This window comes from Faecalibacterium sp. IP-3-29, assembly GCF_023347335.1.
Classification (GTDB): domain Bacteria; phylum Bacillota; class Clostridia; order Oscillospirales; family Ruminococcaceae; genus Faecalibacterium; species Faecalibacterium duncaniae.
On record NZ_CP094471.1, the window covers coordinates 765,771 to 781,347 of the forward strand.

Sequence of the window (15,577 nt, forward strand, 5' to 3'; positions counted from 1 at the left end):
ACAAAGGAGAGAACCAATGGGCCTCTTTGGATTTGGCAAAAAAGAAAAAGATAAGATGAAAGACGGCCTCGAAAAGACCCGCACGGGTTTCTGGGGCAATATTATGAATACCCTCACCGGCAGCAAGATCGATGATGATCTTTACGATGAGCTGGAAGAGCAGCTCATTCTGGCCGATGTGGGCGGTGAAGTGGCCATCAAACTGGTGGACAAGCTGCGGGACCGGGTGAACGAGAAGGGCCTGAAAACCGGTGAGCAGGCCAGCGATGAACTGCGCGACCTCATTGCCGATGAGATGCGCCCCGAAGCTGAGATGGACCTGAGCGGCACGCCCGCCGTCATTCTGGTCATCGGCGTGAACGGCGTGGGCAAGACCACCAGCATTGCCAAGCTGGCCGATTTCTATACCCGTCAGGGCAAAAAGGTCATGCTGGCTGCAGGCGATACCTTCCGTGCTGCCGCCAGCGAGCAGCTGGAGATCTGGGCCGACCGGGCGGGTGTGCCCCTTGTCAAGGCGGGCGAGGGCGCAGACCCCGCCGCTGTCATTTTTGACACGGTCAAGTCGGCCACCGCACGCGGCTATGATCTGGTCATTGCGGATACCGCAGGCCGCCTGCACAACAAGGCAAACCTGATGGCAGAGCTTTCCAAGATCAGCCGCAGCGTCAAAAAGGCCAGCCCCGAGGCCAGTCTGGAGACCCTGCTGGTGCTGGATGCCATTACGGGCCAGAACGCCATCAGCCAGGCCCGGGAGTTCTGCAAGGCGGCAAACGCCACCGGCATCATCCTGACCAAGCTGGACGGCACCGCCAAGGGCGGCTGTGTCGTGGCGGTCAAGCAGCGGCTGGGCCTGCCCGTGCGGTTCATCGGCGTGGGTGAGGGCATCGATGACCTGATCCCCTTCACCCCGGAGGGCTATGTGGAAGAGCTGCTGCCCCGGCAGTGGAAGCATTAAGTGTCGAACGGATCTGCAATCAGACCTCTCAGGCCGCGCTTTGGCGCGTCCGGCTCCCCTGGCAGGGGAGCCAAGTGTAGGAGTTCGACAGGGGCAGAGAGGAGAAAAACATGAAAATTTGTGCAGCGACCGGCAACGCCGGTAAGCTCCGTGAACTGCGGCGCATTCTGGAAGCGCAGGGCCACGAGGTGGTCAGCCAGAAGGAGCTGGGCATCACCATTGAACCCGATGAGACCGGCACCACCTTTGAGGAAAACGCCCTCATCAAGGCCGAGACCATCTGCAAAGCCAGCGGCCTGCCCACCATCGCCGATGACTCGGGCCTCTGTGTGGATGCGCTGGAGGGTGCCCCCGGCGTGTACAGCGCCCGCTACTGCGGCCGCCACGGCGACGATGAGGCCAACAACGACAAGCTGCTGGAGAATATGCAGGATGTCCCGGCGGAACAGCGCGGTGCAAAATTTGTGGCCGCTGTCTGCTTTATCCTGCCCACCGGCCGGCACCTGACCTGCCGGGGCGAGTGCCCGGGCAAGGTGGCCTTTGCGCGCCTGGCAGGCGATTACGGTTTTGGCTACGATCCGCTGTTCATCCCCGATGAATGCGGCGTGGGCAAGGCGGAAAAGCGCCCCAATACCGAGGGACGCAGCTATGCCCAACTCACCCCGGACGAAAAGGATGCCATCAGCCACCGCGGTGTGGCGCTGGCAAAGCTGGAAAAAGAATTACCTGAATTTCTGAAATAAAAGGAGAAAAAATTATGTTGACGAGCAAACAGCGCGCCATTCTGCGCGGCAAGGCAAACACCATGGATCCCGTTTTCATCGTGGGCAAGGGTGAGATCGACGAGACCATGATCCAGGGCGTGAAGGACTGCCTGGATGCCCGGGAGCTGATCAAGCTCAAGGTGCTGGAGAGCAGCATGTACAATGCCCGTGAAGCTTCTGTCAAGCTGGCAGAGGCCACCGGTGCCGACTGCGTGCAGGTCATCGGCTCCAAATTCGTGCTCTATCTGCAGAAGAAGAAGGACAGCGCCTACGCTGACCTGCTGAAATGAGGCTCCTGCTGTACGGCGGCACCTTTGACCCGCCCCACAACGGCCACCTGAACAATCTGCGCGCCGCCGCTGCCCGGGTGCGCCCGGACAGGGTGGTGGTGATGCCTGCGGGGCTTTCCCCCTTCAAGCAGTCCACCGCCGCCCCCGGCAGCGCCCGGGTGGAGATGTGCGCGTGCTTCCGTGCACTGGAAGCGGAGGGGGCTGTCCCGGCGCTGTGCGTCAGCGGCTGGGAGGTGGAGCAGGCCGCGCTGGGCAGACGCAACTATACGGTGCTCACGCTGGAAATGCTGGCCCGCACCTATCCGGAAGCCGAGCTGTACATGGCCATGGGCAGCGATATGCTGCTGAGCTTTGACAGCTGGCACCGCTGGCAGGAGATCCTGCGGCTGGCCCGGCTGGTGGTCACGAGCCGGAATGTGGGCGATGCGCCGGAGCTTCACGCCAAGGCAAAGCAGATGGACCCCACCGGGGCACGCATCCTGTTTGCACAGGTCGAGGCTCTGCCCATGGCCAGCAGCAGCCTGCGTGCCCGCCTTGCAGCAGGGGAAGCGTGTGAAAATGAACTGCCCGCCCTCGTGCGCCGGGTCATCCGGCGGGAGGGGCTTTACCGGGCAGACAGAGGGGAAGGCAGAAACCATGAATCTGAAACAGGCAAAGGAGCTTGTGCGCGGCCGGTTGAGTGACAAGCGTTACGAGCATACCCTGAACGTGAGAAAAATGGCTGTCAAGCTGGCAAAGCAGTATGGTGTGGATGAGGACAAGGCCGCGCTGGCCGCTCTGCTGCACGATTCGGCCAAGGAGATCAGCAAGGACGAGATGCGCGCCATCCTGGAGGCCCACCCGGAACTGGCCGAGGGCGGGGAAGAGCGTCCCACCCCGGTGTGGCACGCCATCTGCGCCGCCATCCTGGCCCGCACCGAGTGGGGCGTGGAGGATGAGGCTGTGCTTTCGGCCATTGCCTGCCACACCACGGGCAAGCCCGGCATGAGCAGGCTGGATAAGATCCTTTATCTGGCGGATATGACCAGCAAGGAGCGAGACTGGCCCGGGGTGAACAAGCTGCGCAGGCTGGAGCGGAAGGATCTGGATCTGGCCATGCTGGCAGCCCTGAAACGGGCCAATGATTTTGTTCTCTCAGAGGGCAAGCCCCTGGACCCCATGTCCAAGGCGGCCTATGATGAGATCAGAGCAGAGGTGGATGCCCGGGCTGCAAAGGCCGGGTGAGCCTGTTTTTCTGCACACATCCTGTGCCGGAAAAGAATACCGATTGCAGATTGTGGGTAAGAATGCTATACTATGGAACATGACGACAGTCTCTGTCGGAATAAAAAAGCTGGAGGAACCGAACGAATGAGTCAAGGTCCGCGTCATATCAATACAGACCGCTCGCTGAACCGCCCTACGGAGCAGCGCCCCACGGAGGCTTCCGCCCTGCATCAGGTGTCGCTGTCCGGGCAGCCGGATTTCTTCCAGAACGAACAGCCCGCACCCCAGCAGCCGGAACCGCCCCGCCAGAGCGCGGGCGGCGGACGCGGCGGCAATGGCGGCAGTCGGCCGCCCCGGCACGCGGCCCCCGCTGATGCGCCCCGCCGCCGCAAAAAGAAGAAAAAGACCCCCGTGTGGCTGCCGATGGCCGTGACGCTGGCGGTGCTGGCCGTGATCTCGGGCGTGGTGGTCTACGCCGTGAATATGATGAACAAGGTGGGGGAGAACCTGAAGCCCGAGGAGAACGCGACCTCGCTGGTGGAGGAGATCCAGACGCTGGAGGAGTACAAGGGCGATGTGGTGAACATCCTTGTCTGCGGCATCGACTATGAGGAGGGCCGCGCCTATTCCTCGGACGGCAGCAACGACGGCATGACGGATATGATCCTGTACTGCCAGTTCGATATCAAGGGCGGTGCCCTGCGGATGCTGCAGATCCCCCGCAACAGCCTTGTTGCGACCCAGAACCGCAAGATCACCCTTTCCAACGGCAAGACCTACGCGGCCACCAACTATCAGATCAACTCGGTGGCCCTCTCCAATGGCGGCGACATTGCCGCGCTGGCGGAGGTCATCTATGATCAGTACAAGCTGCCCATCGACTACTATGTGACCATTGATATGCAGGCACTGGTGGAAATGGTGGACAACTTCGGCGGCATCGAGGTGTATATCCCCCACGATATGTCCTTTGCGGGCAGTGTCCTGAAGCAGGGCTACCGCAACCTAGACGGCGCATCGGCAGAATTCTTTGTCCGCTGCCGCCACGGCGAGGGCTACGCAAACTCGGATATCGACCGCCTGAATATGCAGCGCTACTTCTATGCCGGCCTGTTCAAGCGGGTGCGCAGCATGGGTGTGACCGATGTCATTGCCCAGCTGCCCCTGATCTTCAACAACTATATCCACACGGATATGGATCTGACCACCATTGCCAAGATGCTGGTGTCCTTTACCCGCATCGACAGTGCGAACATTATGCTGGCCCAGACCCCTGTGTTCATGGGCGTGCCCAATGTGGGCAAGACCAGCAGCTTTGACGGTTACTCCTGCGTGGTGCCGGATGCCGGTTCCATTGCAGAGCTGCTGAACACCTATTTCCGCAATTACACCGGCCCCGTGAGCGCCGAGGAAATGAACCTTGTGACCAACAACTGGCCCCACGGCACCGCTTCCACCAGCGCCAACGTCCAGTTCGTGGGACAGCTGGACAAGGAGTCCGATGATGCCATCCTGAGCGGCGATACCGACGTGGCAGGTGCGACCACCACCGATGGCCAGGCCGCGGGACAGTAACAAACCAGAGAGGAGACTTTTATGGAAAACAAGATCGACAGCAAGACCCTTGCCATTGAGATCGCAAAGATCCTGGACAAGAAAAAGGCCCAGGATGTCCGCGTGCTCAAAGTGGAGAGCCTGACCGTTCTGACCGATTACTTCGTCATTGCTTCCGGCACCTCCACCACCCAGGTGGGTGCTCTGGCCGACGAGGTGGAGTACGAGCTTTCTCAGAAGGGCATCGAGCCCTACACCACCGAGGGCTTCGACTCCAAGAACTGGGTGCTGCTGGATTATTCCAGCGTCATCGTGCACGTCTTTGTGCCCAACACCCGCACCTACTATGACCTGGAACATCTGTGGGCCGATGGTGAGCCCATGGATATCTCGGAGTATCTGACCCCGGAAAACAGTCTGTAAGCTTCCCTGCCTGCAAGGGCGGCTGCCGAATATGAGGAGTGATTGAAAGCTATGAAGTATGATTACAAGGCCGTTGAGGCCAAGTGGCAGAAGGTGTGGGAGGACGAAAAGACCTTCCATGTCGAGATCGACCACAAAAAGCCCAAGTTCTATGCGCTGGTGGAGTTTCCGTATCCATCGGGTGCGGGCCTGCATGTGGGCCACCCCCGCAGCTATACTGCCCTGGATGTGGTCAGCCGCAAGCGCCGCCAGAACGGCTACAACGTGCTGTACCCCATGGGCTGGGATGCCTTCGGTCTGCCCACCGAGAACTTTGCCATGAAGAACCACATCCACCCGGCCATCGTCACCAAAAAGAATGTGGATCACTTCCGTGAGCAGCTCAAGGCGCTGGGCTTCTCCTTTGACTGGGATCGCGAGATCAACACCACTGACCCCGAGTACTACAAGTGGACCCAGTGGATCTTCCTGCAGCTGTACAAGCACGGCCTGGCCTACAAGAAGGAAATGAACGTCAACTGGTGCACCGGCTGCAAGTGCGTGCTGGCAAACGAGGAAGTTGTCAACGGCGTGTGCGAGCGCTGCGGCAGCGAGGTCGTGCACAAGGTCAAGAGCCAGTGGATGCTCAGGATTACTGCCTACGCCGACAAGCTGATCGACGGCCTGGACGGTCTGGACTACATCGAGCGCGTTGCCACCCAGCAGAAGAACTGGATCGGCCGCAGCCATGGTGCAGAGGTGAACTTTGGTACCACCGCAGGCGATACCCTGACGGTTTACACCACCCGCTGCGATACCCTGTTCGGCGCTACCTACATGGTCGTCTCCCCGGAGCACGCCATGGTCAGGGAGTGGCTGGAAAAGGGCCTGCTCAAGAATGCGGATGCCGTTACGGCCTATCAGGCAGAGGCTGCCCGCAAGAGCGATTTCGAGCGCAGTGAGCTGAACAAGGAAAAGACCGGCGTGAAGCTGGAGGGCGTGATGGGCATCAACCCCGTCAACGACAAGCAGATCCCCATCTTCATCTCCGATTATGTCCTGTCCACCTACGGCACCGGTGCCATCATGGCTGTGCCCGCCCACGATACCCGCGACTGGGAGTTCGCCAAGAAGTTCGGCCTGCCCATCATCGAGGTCGTCAAGGGCAATGCCGAGTCCAATCTGGACGAGGCTGCCTTTACCGATGTTGCCACCGGTACGCTGGTCAACTCCGGCTTCCTGGACGGCCTGTCTGTGGCAGATGCCCAGAAAAAGATGATCGAGTGGCTGGAAGCCAACGGCAAGGGCTGCGATAAGGTGAACTACAAGCTGCGAGACTGGGTGTTCAGCCGTCAGCGCTACTGGGGCGAGCCGATCCCCATGGTCAAGTGTGAAAAGTGCGGCTGGCAGCCCCTGCCCGAGAGCAGCCTGCCCCTGACCCTGCCCGACATCACCGACTTTGAGCCGGGCCCCGATGGTGAGTCCCCGCTGGCCCGCCACACCGACTGGGTCAAGACCACCTGCCCCTGCTGCGGCGGCCCCGCCACCCGCGAGACCGACACCATGCCCCAGTGGGCCGGTTCCTCCTGGTACTTCCTGCGCTACATGGATCCCCACTGCAAGGACGCTCTGGCCTCCAAGGAGGCACTGGAGTACTGGTCTCCCGTGGACTGGTACAACGGCGGCATGGAGCACACCACCCTGCATCTGCTGTACAGCCGTTTCTGGCACAAGTTCCTGTACGATATCGGCGTGGTGCCCACTGCCGAGCCTTACCAGAAGCGCACCGCCCACGGCATGATCCTGGGCCTGAACCCCCACAGCTTTGTCAACCTGCCCGCTGACGAGCAGGAGAAGCTGCTGAAGGAGTACGGCAGCCAGAAGGCCGCCGAAAAGGCACTGGAAGAGAAGTACGGCGAGATGGCACGCCATCCCATCGTCAAGATGTCCAAGAGCCTGGGCAACGTCATCAACCCCGACGAGGTGGTGGATCAGTACGGTGCCGACACCATGCGTCTGTATGAGATGTTCATGGGTGACTTTGAGCAGGCCGCACCCTGGCAGACCTCTGCCATTGCCGGCTGCAACCGCTTCCTCGACCGCGTGTGGGCGCTGTCCGACAAGCTGGTGGAGGGCGAGGGCTATCGCCCCGCCATCGAGACCCTGATGCACCAGACCATCAAGAAGGTGGGCGCTGACATTGAGAGCCTGAAGATGAACACTGCCATCGCCCAGCTGATGACGCTGGTCAACGCCCTGTACGACAACGGCGGTGCGACCAAGGCCGAGCTGGAGACCGTTGTTCAGCTGCTGAACCCGTTTGCTCCCCACATGACCGAGGAGCTGTGGGAGAAGCTGGGCCACAGCCACAATGAGCAGCTGGCCTACTATCCCTGGCCCCAGTACGAGGAGGCCAAGTGCGTGGAGAGCACCGTGGAGATCGCCGTGCAGGTGAACGGCAAGGTGAAGGCCCGCCTGAAGGTGGCTGCCGACATTGATGCTGCTGCCGCCATTGCCGCCGCCAAGGCTGACCCCGCTGTTGCCGCCGCTCTGGAGGGCAAGCAGGTCGTCAAGGAGATCTACGTCAAGGGCCGTCTGGTCAACCTGGCCGTGAAGGGCTGATCCCTCAAGCGCTTTGCCGGAGAGTTTTTTCAAAAAATCTTTCAAAAAAGGTTGACGAACGCATGAAAATGCGCTATACTGTCTACTGTTAGTTACCATGTAACAACGAAATTCCTGCCTCACGGTCCAAGGGAGGGAATAAGATGTCGGAAATTCGTGTTAAAGAGGGCGAGTCGCTGGAAAGCGCACTGCGTCGCTTCAAGCGCAGCACCGCTCGCAGCGGTGTGCTCGCAGAGGTTCGTAAGCGCGAGGCTTACGAGAAGCCGTCTGTTAAGCGCAAGAAGAAGTCCGAAGCAGCCCGCAAGCGCAAGTTCAAGTAATTAACTGCTTGAAATCGCACGTTGCTTTAGATTTCAAACGCGTTGCTAACGCCGATGTAGGAGAGCCTGAAACTCAGGCTCTCCTATTTTCATTTATGAAAAAGATAAACATCCTCGCCCTCTCCGTCATTGCTGCGCAATGCCACCTCTCCCAAGGGGAGAGGCTTTGGCAATCCGTGCAAAGTTATTGGTTTCGCCAGAGGCTCTCCCTTTGGGAGAGCTGGACGCGAAGCGGACTGAGAGGGTGAGCCTGTGAAAGGCAAAGAGAGGGTTCTGTATGTTAGTTACCCCCGAATATGTATTCAAGGATGTGACCCACATCACGCCGGAGTGGCTGGCCCAAAAGGGCATCCGGGCGCTGGTGCTGGACATCGACAACACCCTGACCGCCGACCGCAGTCAGGAGCTGCCGGAAGAAGTGGCCGAGTGGCTGGAAGCCATGCGCAGGGCGGGCGTAAAGCTGACCATCGTTTCCAACGGTGCCGAAAAGCGGGTGCGCCCCTTTGCGGAAAAGCTGGGCCTTGCTTACCTTTACCGCAGCGCCAAGCCCCTGCCCTTTGCACTGGGAGTGGCCCGCCGCCGGATGCAGGTGAAGCGCAGGGAAATGGCCATGGTGGGCGACCAGCTCTATGCCGACCGGATGGCGGCGGCGCTCTATGGTATTCCGGGCCTGATGGTCATCCCCCGCGGACCGGATCTCGGGGCACAAGTGGTGCTCAAGCGCAAGTGGGAGAAAAAACACTGGCAGGAATACTACGACCGGGGAGGTAAGACCCTGTGAGTGAGTGGAAGATCCGGTTCGGCACCGCAGGCACCAGCGACAGTTTCACGGCCATGGGGTATAAGAACAGTCTGGACATTCCGGCCTATACCGAAAAAATGGGGCTGGATGCCTTTGAATACCAGTGCGGCCATGGAGTCCGGCTGGGGCTGGACAAGGCCCGGCAGATGGCTGACGATGCCGCCGCCCGGGGGATTTTGTTCAGCGTCCACGCGCCTTACTATATCAGCGCCTCCAGCCTGGACGAGGAAAAGCGGCTGAATAGCGTGAACTATCTGCTCCAGAGCGCGGCGCTCTGCAGGGCGCTGGGCGGCAGACGGGTCATCTTCCACTCCGGCAGCTGCGGCAGGCAGAGCCGGGAAGCTGCCCTGGAAAAAGCACTGGACACCCTGAAACGGGCGCAGGACGCGCTGGATGAAGCGGGCTTTGCCGAGATCACCCTCTGCCCTGAGACGATGGGAAAGATCGGCCAGCTGGGTACGCTGGAAGAGGTGCTGGCCCTCTGCGGGGTGGACAGCCGCATCACCCCCTGCGTCGACTTCGGCCACCTCAACGCCCGGACGCTGGGCGGCATCCGGTCCAAGGCGGATTATGCCGCTATCCTTGACCGCATCGGGGAGGCGCTGGGGGATGCGCGTGCCCGGCAGTTCCATGTCCATTTTTCCCGCATCGAGTATTCCAAGGGCGGTGAAAAGCGGCACTGGACCTTTGCCGAGACTCAGTTTGGCCCCGAACCCCAGCCCCTGATGGAGCTGCTGGCCGAGCGCGGGCTTGCACCTGTCATCATCTGTGAGAGCGCCGGTACGCAGGCAGAGGATGCGAAAACAATGAAGCGATTTTTTGAGGCTTGTCTTTGTACAACCTCTCAGTCGGGCTTGCGCCCGCCAGCTCCCCTTGTAGGGGAGCCTTTGGCATAAAGAGAAAGCTTCACCCGGCTGCCAAGGCCTCCCCTACTAGGGGAGGTGGCATCCCGAAGGGATGACGGAGAGGTTTGGTCCGTGTTTTTTTCTGATTTTATCGTCTTTTTTGCTCAAACCCCTTGCCAAACCATGCGGGATTGAGTAAAATAAATAGAGATATGCGTTAAGCATCAATGAGATTTTACTAATGGAGGAATTCCTATGATTTCTGCAGGCGAGTTTCGCAACGGCGTGACCTTTGAGCAGGACGGCCAGGTTCTTCAGGTCGTTGAGTTCCAGCACGTGAAGCCCGGCAAGGGTGCTGCCTTTGTCCGCACCAAGACCAAGAACGTGATCACCGGCTCTGTGGTTGAGACCAGCTACAACCCGACCGCAAAGTTCCCTCAGGCTTTCATCGAGCGCAAGGACGTGACTTACAGCTATGAGGATGGCGATCTGTACCACTTCATGGACAACGAGACCTATGACGATATCCCCGTCAACGCTTCCGATGTGCCCGATAACTTCAAGTTCTGCAAGGAGAACGAGCCGTGCAAGCTGCTGAGCTATAAGGGCAAGGTCTTCAGCGTCGAGATCCCCAACTTTATCGAGCTGGAAGTCACCCAGACCGAGCCGGGTGTCAAGGGCAACACCGCCACCAACACCCTGAAGCCCGCTACTGTCGAGACCGGTGCTGAGATCCGCGTTCCTCTGTTCATCAACGAGGGCGACCACATCCGCATCGATACCCGCACCGGCGAGTATATGGAGCGCGTCTAATTTACCGACAGACCGGGCAGCGGGCAACCGTGTGCCCGGTTTTTTGATTAAGATAGGAGGTCATTCTTATGAAGGAAAAGGCTGCATACCTGCGGGGCCTGATCGAGGGCCTGGGCATCGACGAGACCACCAAAGAGGGCAAGGTCATCAAGGCCATGAGCGAGCTGCTGGGCGAACTGGCAGAGGCTGTGGACGGCATCGATGAAGATGTGACCCGCGCCTACGACCAGATCAACGACCTGAGCGAGGAGCTGGAGGATCTGGAAGCCGACCTCTATGAGGACGATGAGGATGACGAGGAGCCCGAAGAAGAGGAAGAGGATACCGAAGAGGACGACAATGACGATGATATCGCCAGTGAGCCGTTCTATGAGGTGGCCTGCCCCAACTGCGGCGAGACCGTTTACGTCAGCGAGGACGACCTGGACGCGGGCGAAGCAAACTGCGCCCACTGCGGCGTGACCTTTGAGGTCGCGCTGGAGGATGACGACGAGGAGCAGGAGGAAGGCCCCGTGCAGTACGAGGTGACCTGCCCCGCCTGTGGTCAGACCACTGTGTTTGAGGAGGACGACCTGCTGGATGGCGCACCCAAGTGCCCCGGCTGCGGCAAGCCCCTGGACTTTGAAGTGACCGAAGAGTAAAGCACAACAAAAAGGACCGTCTCCTCAGCGGGAGACGGTCCTTTTTTATGCCGTTCAGCGGGTCTCGTTTGCCTTCTGCAGCCAGATGCTGCCAATGTCCAGTGCGTTGTACAGGCCATTCTTGGTGGTCTGGCGGAACACGCGGGCCTCAGGGGCCAGGCTGTCGTTGGTGGAAAAGACCTGAATGTGTACCTTATCGGCCACATCCATGCCGCCCACGGATTTGGTGCTCAGGATCTGCATCCGCAGCACATAGGGGTCGGTCATACGGCCGTAATACAGCTCGTTGTCCTTACGGACGAGGGGCTTGCCTTTATAAGTCAGTTTCGGTGTAAATGGCATCGTGAAAGCCTCCCTATCGTTTGATACACTTTAGTATAACACATCTGGCAGGATGGATGCAAGCCGCAGGGGCCGTACAGGCAGATTTTTCTTTGCGGACAGTTTCTGCTTGACAAACCACGGGCAGATGTGATATCTTTGACCCAGAAGAACGGGTTTGCCTGCTGACGGAACGTTGTGGAGCACCACAGTGCAGACAAAACCGGGTTTTGTTACGCCGACCGTCTGGGCAGCCTTGCGCTATTGGTGCGCAAAGCTGTCCTTTTTGCATTTCAGGGAGGATTTGAGCATGAAGTCTGATATCGAGATCGCACAGGAAGCCAAAATGAAGCCCATCACCGAGATCGCTGCCTCGCTGGGCCTTGCCGATGAGGACGTGATCCCCTATGGCCGCTACAAGGCCAAGATCAACCACCGCCTCATCCACAAGGCATCCAAGCAGGGCAAGATGGTCCTGGTTACGGCCATCAGCCCCACCCCGGCAGGCGAGGGCAAAACCACCACCAGCGTGGGCCTGGCCGATGCCATGAACGCTCTGGGCAAAAAGACCATGCTCTGCCTGCGTGAGCCCAGCCTTGGCCCCGTGTTCGGCGTCAAGGGCGGCGCGGCCGGCGGCGGCTATGCCCAGGTGGTGCCCATGGAGGATATCAACCTCCACTTTACCGGTGACCTGCATGCCATCGGCACCGCAAACAACCTGCTGGCTGCCATGATCGACAACAGCATCCAGCAGGGCAACCCCCTGAACATCGATCCCCGCCGCATCACCTGGAAGCGCTGCATGGATATGAACGACCGCCAGCTCCGCTTCATCGTGGATGGTCTGGGCGGCAAGGTCAACGGTACCCCCCGTGAGGACGGCTTTGATATCACCGTTGCCAGCGAGGTCATGGCGATCTTCTGCCTGGCCACCAGCATCTCCGACCTGAAGGAGCGGCTGTCGAAGATCGTCTGCGCCTACACCTACGAGGGGAAGCCTGTTACGGCTGGCGACATCGGTGCTGCCGGTGCCATGACCGCGCTGCTCAAGGATGCCCTTGACCCGAACCTCGTTCAGACGCTGGAAAATAACCCCGCCATCATCCACGGCGGCCCCTTTGCCAACATTGCCCACGGCTGCAACAGCGTCATGGCCACCAAGCTCAGCCTCTCGCTGGCCGATTACGTCATCACGGAGGCTGGCTTCGGTGCGGACCTGGGTGCCGAGAAGTTCCTGGATATCAAGTGCCGCTATGCCGGCATCGCCCCCAGCGCCTGCGTGCTGGTGGCCACTGTCCGTGCCCTCAAGAGCCACGGCGGCGTTGCCAAGGCTGACCTGAGCCAGCCGAATCTCGAGGCTGTCAAGGCCGGTGCCTCCAACCTTGTGCGCCACATCGACAACCTGAAGAACGGCTTTGGCCTGCCTGTGGTGGTGGCCATCAATGCCTTCCCCACCGACACCCCGGAGGAGCAGGCATACGTTGAGCAGGTCTGCGCCGAGCAGGGCGTGCCCTGCGTCCTGAGCGAGGTGTTCGCAAAGGGCGGCGAGGGCGGCAAGGCTCTGGCCGAGAAGGTGCTGGAGGTCATGGAGGATCGTCCCATCCAGTACGTCTACCCGCTGGATATGCCCCTGAAGCAGAAGGTGGAAGCCATCGCCAAAAAGATCTACCGTGCCGATGGTGTGAATTTCAGCGCCGCCGCTTCCAAGACGCTGGCCGAACTGACCGAACTGGGCTACGGCGACCTGCCGGTCTGCATCGCCAAGACCCAGTACAGTTTCAGCGATAACGCCAAGCTGACCGGTGCGCCCACCGGCTTTACCATGGAGGTGCGGGAAGTCCGCCTTGCCGCCGGTGCCGGTTTCGTGGTGGTCATCTGTGGCAACATTATGACCATGCCCGGCCTGCCCAAGAAGCCCGCCGCCGTCAATATCGACGTGGATGCCGAAGGCAAAATCACAGGGCTGTTCTGATTGAAAAAATATGAAGTCCCATGTCCGCACCGTTAAGGTGCTGGGTATGGGACTTTTTAGCTCAACAAATCGGAAGCGGTGGAGAAAAAGATGAAAGCTTACCACATGAGTCAGACACTACAAGTTGGGGATAAATTAAAAGCTGGATACAAGAGAAATGAAATTCGTTGTAGAGAGGTTATCAGCACATTAGAACAATCTGAACAGTGTCTCGAAACAACGATTGCGTCGATGAAATTGCAAGGTGATGAATGGCGTGAATATGTAAAATGGTGTGTTGAAGGAATCTTTGAATTTGTAAGAGAAACCGAATTTTCTTTTCTTCCAAGCCGTTTAAATTGCAGCTACTATTTCGACAATATTGAATATTATAAAGTGTTATATGAAGCTGGCTGGGCTCAGAAATCGGAAGAAGAGAGAGCGCAAATTCGACTTTTTGAGGTTGACCTTGAAGAAGAGAAACCTACAAAATATGATATGCTTCTTTTCGATGAAGCTTTTGATGTTATGTTGAACACAAAAAATATAAAGGGTGTAGTAGAATGCGCCCGAAAATATTTTTCTGGAGAATGTAGCAATAACCCTGTTTGGGAAATTATGAGTGACAAACCGGCGATAGCAACAAAAGATATAACGGAAATCTTACTTGATTGCCTTGGCCGGGTCAAACAATGAAAACATTTAGTTTTATTGTTTGGCAAATCAAAATACCATTCTATGAAATCCCTGTGTTAGGCCACTCTCCCTTTTCTATATACAAATCAACTATAAGATGTTATGCAGAAATTATTCTGAGGCTGAAAGTTTCCAGTGATCCGGAAGAATACAAAAACTCTATTATCACGATGTGGAGCATCAGCCAGAAACGCTTCCGTCGTCTTTTGCGTCAGAGTGAGATACTTTACAAAAAGGGATAAATGTGGTATCCTAAACATAGGATAAGAAAGGTATTTGAGGTGGTCAATTTCGTGGCAGCCACACGCCGATGGTAACGACAAGGGCTTAGGCTCTGAGAGATGCAGGAGAACGCCACGCCTGCCAAATACCAATCGATGGGGAACGGTTTAGATGCCGTTCCCCGTTCCTGTTTGTATGACAAAACCGCCCTTCCAGTTTGATGCCGGAAGGGCGGTTTTTCTATGTGAGTATTCAGCTTAAGCCGTCTGTTGGCCCACGGTGTGGGTGGCGAGATATTCCACCCAGGCGGGGTAGCCCTCGGGCTTGATGTGGATGCCGTCGGGTTGGGCGTACTCGGCTTTCAGGTCACCATTGTCATCGGCAAGGGCTTCCCACAGGTTCAGAAAAGCGCAGTTCTTTTCCAGCGCAATGGCAGCCAGCTCATTGTTGATCTCGCACAGCCGCTCTTTGTACAGGCCGGGATGGCTGTTGCGCACCTCGGGCCGGACAGGCGTAATGGACTGCACGTAGATCTGCGTGTTGGGCAAGGCCTGGGAGATCATATCCAGCATGAGCCGGTAGTAGGTGAGAAAGCTGGAATAATCCCCGTCCCGGTTGAGCACGTTGGTGCCCAGCAGGATATACAGCACCGGGGGCTGCCGGGCGGTCAGCACCTCCATGGGGACCTCGGTGCCGCCATCGGAGCGCTTGCAGGTGGTGCCATTGACCACAACGCTGGGGTTTGCGCCCCGGTAGGCGCAGAAAGAGGCCTCCGGCAGGCCGCTGGAATAGATCTGCATCCCCTGCGTCAGGCTGTCGCCCAGAAAACAGACGTTGGCAAAATAACTGCGGTCCACGGCGGTGGTGCGATCCAGCGCGGCCAGCCGGAAATCCATGGCGGTGGATCCGGCAGAGGTGGTCTGCACGGTCAGCCGCCGCGCGGGCGTGTAGCTGATGGTGTTCCACTCGCTGCTCTGCAGCTCCTGCTGGAAGATGGTCGGGCCCTGCACGGCGGCAGGGCTCTGCTCCCGGTGGAGGCGCTTCCACAGCAGGCCTACGGCGCTGAGCAGGATGAGCAGCACCAGCAGCCCGGCAACGGCAAAATTCCTGCGCCAGCGCTTGCGCAGGATGCGGCGGCGGTATTCCTGATAATCGGCCATAAAAACACCCGGC

The 15,577-nt window shown here is 58.7% G+C and carries 17 protein-coding genes and 1 riboswitch; of the genes, 15 read left to right on the forward strand and 2 right to left on the reverse strand.

Going from position 1 to position 15,577, the window contains the following annotated elements; genetic code table 11:
- The first annotated feature begins 16 nt into the window (after positions 1 to 16).
- The 13 genes from ftsY to MTP40_RS03580 all read left to right on the forward strand — a co-directional run bounded on the left by ftsY (position 17) and on the right by MTP40_RS03580 (position 11,214).
- Positions 17 to 955, forward strand: a complete 939-nt coding sequence (gene ftsY, locus MTP40_RS03520; RefSeq protein ID WP_097772665.1) for a signal recognition particle-docking protein FtsY — start codon at positions 17 to 19, stop codon at positions 953 to 955.
- Between the two features lie 110 nt (positions 956 to 1,065).
- On the forward strand, positions 1,066 to 1,698 hold the full coding sequence (gene rdgB / locus MTP40_RS03525; RefSeq protein ID WP_005932884.1) for an RdgB/HAM1 family non-canonical purine NTP pyrophosphatase: 633 nt from the start codon (positions 1,066 to 1,068) through the stop codon (positions 1,696 to 1,698).
- 14 nt (positions 1,699 to 1,712) lie between these two features.
- Complete coding sequence (locus MTP40_RS03530) at positions 1,713 to 2,009, forward strand: YhbY family RNA-binding protein (RefSeq protein WP_005932885.1); 297 nt, start codon at positions 1,713 to 1,715, stop codon at positions 2,007 to 2,009.
- Positions 2,006 to 2,692 (forward strand): nicotinate (nicotinamide) nucleotide adenylyltransferase, encoded by a 687-nt coding sequence (gene nadD / locus MTP40_RS03535; RefSeq protein WP_207697240.1) that lies wholly within the window; start codon positions 2,006 to 2,008, stop codon positions 2,690 to 2,692. The genes MTP40_RS03530 and nadD overlap by 4 nt, the downstream gene beginning before the upstream one ends.
- A complete protein-coding gene (gene yqeK, locus MTP40_RS03540; RefSeq protein WP_249259838.1) occupies positions 2,646 to 3,233 on the forward strand; it encodes a bis(5'-nucleosyl)-tetraphosphatase (symmetrical) YqeK in 588 nt (195 codons plus the stop codon). The genes nadD and yqeK overlap by 47 nt, the downstream gene beginning before the upstream one ends.
- A gap of 126 nt (positions 3,234 to 3,359) precedes the next feature.
- Complete coding sequence (locus MTP40_RS03545) at positions 3,360 to 4,790, forward strand: LCP family protein (protein WP_249259839.1); 1,431 nt, start codon at positions 3,360 to 3,362, stop codon at positions 4,788 to 4,790.
- A gap of 21 nt (positions 4,791 to 4,811) precedes the next feature.
- Positions 4,812 to 5,192: a ribosome silencing factor gene (rsfS, locus tag MTP40_RS03550; RefSeq protein ID WP_117533527.1), complete on the forward strand. Its 381-nt coding sequence runs from the start codon at positions 4,812 to 4,814 to the stop codon at positions 5,190 to 5,192.
- A 51-nt stretch (positions 5,193 to 5,243) separates the two neighbouring features.
- Positions 5,244 to 7,793, forward strand: a complete 2,550-nt coding sequence (leuS, locus tag MTP40_RS03555; protein WP_249259840.1) for a leucine--tRNA ligase — start codon at positions 5,244 to 5,246, stop codon at positions 7,791 to 7,793.
- Positions 7,794 to 7,936: 143 nt separating this feature from the next.
- On the forward strand, positions 7,937 to 8,113 hold the full coding sequence (rpsU, locus tag MTP40_RS03560) for a 30S ribosomal protein S21 (RefSeq protein WP_005928271.1): 177 nt from the start codon (positions 7,937 to 7,939) through the stop codon (positions 8,111 to 8,113).
- Positions 8,114 to 8,390: 277 nt separating this feature from the next.
- Positions 8,391 to 8,894 (forward strand): YqeG family HAD IIIA-type phosphatase, encoded by a 504-nt coding sequence (locus MTP40_RS03565; protein ID WP_242888439.1) that lies wholly within the window; start codon positions 8,391 to 8,393, stop codon positions 8,892 to 8,894.
- Positions 8,891 to 9,811 (forward strand): TIM barrel protein, encoded by a 921-nt coding sequence (locus tag MTP40_RS03570; protein ID WP_249259841.1) that lies wholly within the window; start codon positions 8,891 to 8,893, stop codon positions 9,809 to 9,811. The genes MTP40_RS03565 and MTP40_RS03570 overlap by 4 nt, the downstream gene beginning before the upstream one ends.
- A 204-nt stretch (positions 9,812 to 10,015) precedes the next feature.
- A complete protein-coding gene (efp, locus tag MTP40_RS03575; protein WP_005932902.1) occupies positions 10,016 to 10,573 on the forward strand; it encodes an elongation factor P in 558 nt (185 codons plus the stop codon).
- A gap of 68 nt (positions 10,574 to 10,641) precedes the next feature.
- Positions 10,642 to 11,214, forward strand: coding sequence for a CD1247 N-terminal domain-containing protein (locus tag MTP40_RS03580; protein WP_179859130.1), 573 nt, complete (start codon positions 10,642 to 10,644; stop codon positions 11,212 to 11,214).
- Between the two features lie 54 nt (positions 11,215 to 11,268).
- Here the strand turns inward: MTP40_RS03580 and MTP40_RS03585 are convergent, their stop codons facing one another.
- Positions 11,269 to 11,556: a hypothetical protein gene (locus tag MTP40_RS03585; protein WP_005932907.1), complete on the reverse strand. Its 288-nt coding sequence runs from the start codon at positions 11,554 to 11,556 to the stop codon at positions 11,269 to 11,271.
- A 150-nt stretch (positions 11,557 to 11,706) separates the two neighbouring features.
- Positions 11,707 to 11,794, forward strand: a riboswitch (ZMP/ZTP riboswitch).
- A 45-nt stretch (positions 11,795 to 11,839) separates the two neighbouring features.
- Here MTP40_RS03585 and MTP40_RS03590 point away from each other — a divergent pair.
- The gene (locus MTP40_RS03590) at positions 11,840 to 13,507 is read left to right on the forward strand and encodes a formate--tetrahydrofolate ligase (protein ID WP_442900438.1); all 1,668 of its coding nucleotides are present in this window, start codon (positions 11,840 to 11,842) and stop codon (positions 13,505 to 13,507) included.
- Positions 13,508 to 13,597: 90 nt separating this feature from the next.
- Positions 13,598 to 14,182 (forward strand): hypothetical protein, encoded by a 585-nt coding sequence (locus MTP40_RS03595; protein ID WP_097772658.1) that lies wholly within the window; start codon positions 13,598 to 13,600, stop codon positions 14,180 to 14,182.
- 479 nt (positions 14,183 to 14,661) lie between these two features.
- Here the strand turns inward: MTP40_RS03595 and MTP40_RS03600 are convergent, their stop codons facing one another.
- Entirely contained in the window at positions 14,662 to 15,564 is a 903-nt protein-coding gene (locus MTP40_RS03600; protein ID WP_227611534.1) for a GDSL-type esterase/lipase family protein, read from the reverse strand.
- Positions 15,565 to 15,577 lie beyond the last annotated feature (13 nt).

What these genes read in the sequence shown, in the direction of transcription:
- MTP40_RS03565 (WP_242888439.1), top strand. Translation starts at nt 8,391, where the DNA reads ATGTTAGTTACCCCCGAATATGTATTCAAGGATGTGACCCACATCACG.
- rdgB (WP_005932884.1), top strand. Translation starts at nt 1,066, where the DNA reads ATGAAAATTTGTGCAGCGACCGGCAACGCCGGTAAGCTCCGTGAACTG.
- nadD (WP_207697240.1), top strand. Translation starts at nt 2,006, where the DNA reads ATGAGGCTCCTGCTGTACGGCGGCACCTTTGACCCGCCCCACAACGGC.
- MTP40_RS03580 (WP_179859130.1), top strand. Translation starts at nt 10,642, where the DNA reads ATGAAGGAAAAGGCTGCATACCTGCGGGGCCTGATCGAGGGCCTGGGC.
- efp (WP_005932902.1), top strand. Translation starts at nt 10,016, where the DNA reads ATGATTTCTGCAGGCGAGTTTCGCAACGGCGTGACCTTTGAGCAGGAC.
- MTP40_RS03585 (WP_005932907.1), bottom strand. Translation starts at nt 11,556, where the DNA reads ATGCCATTTACACCGAAACTGACTTATAAAGGCAAGCCCCTCGTCCGT.
- rsfS (WP_117533527.1), top strand. Translation starts at nt 4,812, where the DNA reads ATGGAAAACAAGATCGACAGCAAGACCCTTGCCATTGAGATCGCAAAG.
- rpsU (WP_005928271.1), top strand. Translation starts at nt 7,937, where the DNA reads ATGTCGGAAATTCGTGTTAAAGAGGGCGAGTCGCTGGAAAGCGCACTG.
- MTP40_RS03545 (WP_249259839.1), top strand. Translation starts at nt 3,360, where the DNA reads ATGAGTCAAGGTCCGCGTCATATCAATACAGACCGCTCGCTGAACCGC.
- yqeK (WP_249259838.1), top strand. Translation starts at nt 2,646, where the DNA reads ATGAATCTGAAACAGGCAAAGGAGCTTGTGCGCGGCCGGTTGAGTGAC.
- MTP40_RS03530 (WP_005932885.1), top strand. Translation starts at nt 1,713, where the DNA reads ATGTTGACGAGCAAACAGCGCGCCATTCTGCGCGGCAAGGCAAACACC.
- MTP40_RS03600 (WP_227611534.1), bottom strand. Translation starts at nt 15,564, where the DNA reads ATGGCCGATTATCAGGAATACCGCCGCCGCATCCTGCGCAAGCGCTGG.
- MTP40_RS03595 (WP_097772658.1), top strand. Translation starts at nt 13,598, where the DNA reads ATGAAAGCTTACCACATGAGTCAGACACTACAAGTTGGGGATAAATTA.
- ftsY (WP_097772665.1), top strand. Translation starts at nt 17, where the DNA reads ATGGGCCTCTTTGGATTTGGCAAAAAAGAAAAAGATAAGATGAAAGAC.
- leuS (WP_249259840.1), top strand. Translation starts at nt 5,244, where the DNA reads ATGAAGTATGATTACAAGGCCGTTGAGGCCAAGTGGCAGAAGGTGTGG.